The sequence below is a fragment of the uncultured Algibacter sp. genome (genome assembly GCF_905480415.1).
GTDB lineage: Bacteria > Bacteroidota > Bacteroidia > Flavobacteriales > Flavobacteriaceae > Algibacter_B.
Window position 1 is genome coordinate 1 of sequence record NZ_CAJQQI010000077.1, and the last position, 4,634, is coordinate 4,634.

At 32.4% G+C, this 4,634-nt stretch carries 7 protein-coding genes; all 7 read right to left on the reverse strand.

The window, feature by feature from the left end; genetic code table 11:
- On the reverse strand, positions 1 to 617 hold a 617-nt coding region (locus QZ260_RS05840; RefSeq protein ID WP_295983860.1), incomplete at its 3' end, for a Plug domain-containing protein.
- 300 nt (positions 618 to 917) lie between these two features.
- Entirely contained in the window at positions 918 to 1,325 is a 408-nt protein-coding gene (gene arfB / locus QZ260_RS05845; RefSeq protein ID WP_295983862.1) for an alternative ribosome rescue aminoacyl-tRNA hydrolase ArfB, read from the reverse strand.
- Positions 1,325 to 2,875 carry a DUF4301 family protein gene (locus tag QZ260_RS05850; protein ID WP_295983864.1) on the reverse strand — a complete coding sequence of 517 codons (1,551 nt, stop codon included), beginning with the start codon at positions 2,873 to 2,875 and terminating at the stop codon, positions 1,325 to 1,327. The genes arfB and QZ260_RS05850 overlap by 1 nt, the downstream gene beginning before the upstream one ends.
- A complete protein-coding gene (locus tag QZ260_RS05855; protein ID WP_295983866.1) occupies positions 2,875 to 3,444 on the reverse strand; it encodes an ATP-binding protein in 570 nt (189 codons plus the stop codon). Before QZ260_RS05855 ends, QZ260_RS05850 begins: the two co-directional genes overlap by 1 nt.
- The gene (gene pnuC, locus QZ260_RS05860; RefSeq protein ID WP_295983869.1) at positions 3,405 to 4,037 is read right to left on the reverse strand and encodes a nicotinamide riboside transporter PnuC; all 633 of its coding nucleotides are present in this window, start codon (positions 4,035 to 4,037) and stop codon (positions 3,405 to 3,407) included. The genes QZ260_RS05855 and pnuC overlap by 40 nt, the downstream gene beginning before the upstream one ends.
- The gene (locus QZ260_RS05865) at positions 4,021 to 4,281 is read right to left on the reverse strand and encodes a hypothetical protein (RefSeq protein ID WP_295983873.1); all 261 of its coding nucleotides are present in this window, start codon (positions 4,279 to 4,281) and stop codon (positions 4,021 to 4,023) included. Before QZ260_RS05865 ends, pnuC begins: the two co-directional genes overlap by 17 nt.
- Before the next feature lie 59 nt (positions 4,282 to 4,340).
- Positions 4,341 to 4,634: geranylgeranylglyceryl/heptaprenylglyceryl phosphate synthase (locus QZ260_RS05870; protein WP_295983876.1), on the reverse strand; the 294-nt coding region annotated here is incomplete at its 5' end.

Here is a 4,634-nt window from a genome sequence, read left to right on the forward strand (position 1 = left end):
TCTATTTTAGAAAAACGTCCTGAAATCTCGAAATGATTATTAAGTAGTCCTGTACTCAATTTCACAGTATGTTTTCTAGTTCCAAAACTACCAAAACTATTCGAAATTTCTCCAGAGGCTTCTTCTGAAAATGCATCAGTCAATAAATTTAAACTTGCTCCAAACGCACCTGAACCGTTTGTAGATGTTCCCACACCGCGTTGTAATTGCAAGCTTTCTGTTGATGAAGCAAAATCTCCTAAATTCACCCAAAATGTGCCTTGGCTTTCTGGGTCGTTATAAGGAATTCCGTTGATAGTCACATTCACACGAGTTGCATCTGTTCCACGCACTCTGATTCCTGTGTAACCAACTCCTGCACCTGCATCACTTGTAGTGACTACCGATGGCAAAAAGTTTAAAAGCGTAGGGATATCCTGTCCTAAATTACGTTTAGCCAATTGTTTCTTGGATACATTTGAGTGTGTGATTGGAGAATCCGCATCTACACGTACTGCTTTTACTAAAACTTCATCTAGTTTTTCTGTTTTAGTAGAGTCTTGAATTTTTTGATTTTGTTGCGCGTTAGCACTGACTGATAACACTAAGAGTGTTAAAAAAAGAAAAATGTTTTTCATTACGATTATGTTTATAATCGAATAAAAAGAGGTAATTATTCTTTATTATTAATTATTAGTTTTTGAGCGTTAGAAATTTTCAGTTAAAATTCAGCTTTATGCTTAGCATCATGATAATATGAACTAATCGCACTCGCTAAAAACGTTCACTGAACGTTTTCTTTACGCTCGTTTCCTAAACAGCATTACCTGTTCTAGGTTCAATGGGTATGATCTCAGCCGATAATAGGCACCCCTTTTTTGAGAACGCTGCAAAGATATGTTAGATTTATGGATTTCGATTTACAAATTATGGTTTTTTTAATCGAGATTTGGTTTTTTTCTATTTGCTTTTTTCTCTGAACGATTTCGTTTGTTTTTTAATCGCTTTCTAATAACTGACTTAGGAATTTTAGTGCGAATTCGTTTTTTTGGTATTATTAAAGCTGTATCAATAATACTAAAAAAGCGTTTTATAATAATTCCTTTGTTTTTATGCTGGCTTCGACTTTCTCCACACTGTAAAATAAGGACACCTTCTTTTGTTAATCTATTTTGAAGTTTACGCAGAAGACGCTCCTTTTGATCATCATCGAATAAGAGTGATTCTGACAAATTAAATGTTAATTCAACTTTTGAAGATACTTTGTTAACATGTTGCCCACCACTTCCCGAACTTCTAATGGCTTTAAAAGTTAATTCATGTAATATGGCTTCTTCATAAAACATTAAGAAACTTGGTGAACCGGTTTTAATAAATCATTTACCGTTTTGACTGGATTAAAAGTTTCAAGAGGTACCTCTACAAAAATGGAGTTCCAATACGCCATACTTCCATTCCATAAACCAGGTAACTCAAGTGCTTGAATATCTATTCCGTTTTGAGTTTTCATCGTTATAAATGCTGCTTCTGGATCAACAAAATCCATAAGATTAAATTTTTCGCCTTTATAATTTTTTACACCACAAACTAAATCGGTAGGATTAAAATGTGTTGCGTTTTTAACAATATCAGACTGTGCGCTATTATCAATATCTATCTGCGCAAATTCAACAATTTGCAATGATGTATTACCGTTTTCATCTTTTACCCAAAATGGACCACCTCCTGGCTCGCCTTCATTTTTAACCATACCACAAACACGAATTGGGCGGTTAAGTTTCTCTTTTAAGTAAGTTATTTTTTCATCAGAATTTAAACGCTCAAAGTTATCATCAAAAACCAAATTCATTTTATTTGATGCAAAATTCACCATACCTTTTAAATCATCTTCGGAAACAGAATTATTTTCAAGCTGCTTCAAAAATTTAAAAGTCTGATCTTGTACTTCTAGAAGTACACCAGCAAGTAATTTTTTGTATTCAGATACTTTTCTATTCATATCTGCGACAACAATATTATCAATATTTTTTATGAATATAATGTCATTATTTAGGTCGTTCAAATTTTCTAATAAAGCACCATGACCAGCTGGTCTGAATAAAATAGAATCATCATCATTCCTGAAAATAGTGTTATTTGTAGTTAAAGCTAAAACCTCCGTAGCTTCCTTTTGATATGAAAATGAAATATTGAAAATTGTCCTTGTTTTTTCTTCAAGTGAACTTTTAAACTTATTTAATTCTGAATTAAAATAGTCTTGGTGTTTTTCTGAAACTGTAAAATGAAGATTCGCATATCCGTTTGATGATGCATACAAAGTAGATTCGAATAAATGTTCATGGAAAGCTGTTAATGATCCATCTGCATATTTATGAAATGGTAATAACCCTTTTGGAAAAAAACTATAGTTTAAAGCATCTTCATTGAGCATCGTCTTTACAAACTCAGCATATAACTCATCGGTTGATAAGTTATTGAAATTTGGATGTGTCGCTTTAAGTTTTGACAAAACAGACTCATAAAAAGGAAAGTCTTCTAATCCTGAAACAAATGTTTTTATTAAAACATCATTGGCTTTTTCAATATAGTCATTGAGACTTTCTTTTGAAGCATCAAAATTATTTAAAAACTGAAACAAAAATTTGAACATTCGTGATGCAGCACCAGAAGCGGGAACAAACTTGACTGTAGACAGCTCGTTTTGTTTAGCTTGATAAAATTTAATTAATGCCTTGGTTTCCGTATCATTATATTCCTCAATCCCCTCTCCTGTAGTTGCTGCCGCAATTAAATTTGAATAAGACATACCATTTTTAATTCGTAATACTTGTGCCTTTACTGCATCAATTGTAATGCTTTTACTTTCTATTTGTTGAATATCTTTATCCGAAAACATTATATCTTAAGGTTTAATAGCTTGTCTATATGATTTACCGCTGTTTCTAAACGTGTTTTTTTATCTCCTTTTAGAATTACATATGGTCTATTATATGTTATTAGTGTGTTTTGAAAAGCTTCAAACATTTCTTGTCTGTGTTCAGGCTTATCACGCAAATCATCAGCTTCCCAAGGTGTATCAATATAGGTTAAAAAATACAAATCGTACGAATTCTTTAAAGCATATTTTTCAAGAATGGGACTACAACTCCCTAAGTAATACGTTTCAGAATATACTTTGGTTTCTAACAAATCGGTATCACAAATTAAAACAGAGTTTGTTTTTTGTGCCAATTCATTTTCAAGTTTCATTTGCCCTTCTGCAATGGGCAATAAATCTTTTGGCTCACAGGTCTTTCGTTCGTCATTCCATTTTTTCTGTAAATAATCGCGGGCATATTCAGGTACCCAAACCGAATTATAATAACGCGCCAAATGACGAGACAGTGTCGTTTTTCCTGTAGATTCGGGCCCGAATAAAACTACTTTTACGCAGTTAGCGGGTTGTTGTCTATACTTTTCTTCCATGCTAAATATCCAAAAATGGCAATAAATGTAAAACCTAAATATTGTAAACTAGTAAATGTGAAACCTTTGTAAAAGTACAAGGGAACAGAAACGACATCTCCAATAATCCAGAAAATCCAATTTTCTAATTTTCGCCTGGCCATTAACCACATACCTACAAAGAATATAGCTGTAGTTATGGTATCAACATAAGCCACCCAACTTGTCCATTTATCAAACGCTTGGTAAACTAAAAATACAAATAGTAAGGTTACTAAAAATATAGCTATACTTATTTTTTTTTCGTTGAAAGACATTCTTGAAATTGGAGTAACATGTTTATCATCCACTTTTCTTGTCCAGATATACCATCCATAAACACTCATTATAAAATAGTAAGCATTAATCATCATATCTCCTAACAATTCCCATTTAAGCAATAAGTACACAAAAATAACAGTACTTATCATACCTGTTGGAAAAACCAAAACCTTGTTCTGTTTTGAAAACCATACAGAAAGGAAGCCAAAAAATACTGCTACAATTTCAAGAACAATATCTATAGTTTCATATTCGGAATATTGTCCAAAGAAAAACTCAAAAATGGGGTTCATAGTCGTGTCTGTCAGATTTTACAATTTTCATATACAATAAGCCGCTTTCAATTAATTCGAAGGCTTCTTTTATTTCAGTAGTAAGTAGATGCATAACTTCATCATAATTACCATAAACTTGGGTACTTAATGGGTTTTCAAGCACATTTAAGTCAGATGCTCTTAGTTTTTTGATGAAATTAATAATTGCAGGTTCGTAATCGTCATGCAATGGTGTTAAAGTTAATTCTACAGATATTTTCATTTATATGAGATAATGGAAATAAAATAGAGAAAAGAGCGCGTCCCTTTATCTTTATTCTATCATCTTGATTCTTTTTTCTCTCTTAATTCTTCAAAAAACGATTCATCTTCTTCAAAAGCGGTTCCGATAACTACTAACTCTGCACCAGCATTAAAGGCATGGTCTAATTGAACTATACTTCTAATTCCACCTCCTACTATTAAAGGAATATTCAATTCTTGTTTAACCCTACTAATAATAGTTTTAGTAAGTGGTTCTCCGGCTCCACTTCCAGCTTCCAAATATATAAGCTTCATTCCCAACAACTGACCAGCTTTTGCTGTATCAACAATATGCTGAATGTTTCCTCTAGG

What these genes read in the sequence shown, in the direction of transcription:
- arfB (WP_295983862.1), bottom strand. Translation starts at nt 1,325, where the DNA reads ATGTTTTATGAAGAAGCCATATTACATGAATTAACTTTTAAAGCCATT.
- QZ260_RS05850 (WP_295983864.1), bottom strand. Translation starts at nt 2,875, where the DNA reads ATGTTTTCGGATAAAGATATTCAACAAATAGAAAGTAAAAGCATTACA.
- QZ260_RS05855 (WP_295983866.1), bottom strand. Translation starts at nt 3,444, where the DNA reads ATGGAAGAAAAGTATAGACAACAACCCGCTAACTGCGTAAAAGTAGTT.
- pnuC (WP_295983869.1), bottom strand. Translation starts at nt 4,037, where the DNA reads ATGAACCCCATTTTTGAGTTTTTCTTTGGACAATATTCCGAATATGAA.
- QZ260_RS05865 (WP_295983873.1), bottom strand. Translation starts at nt 4,281, where the DNA reads ATGAAAATATCTGTAGAATTAACTTTAACACCATTGCATGACGATTAC.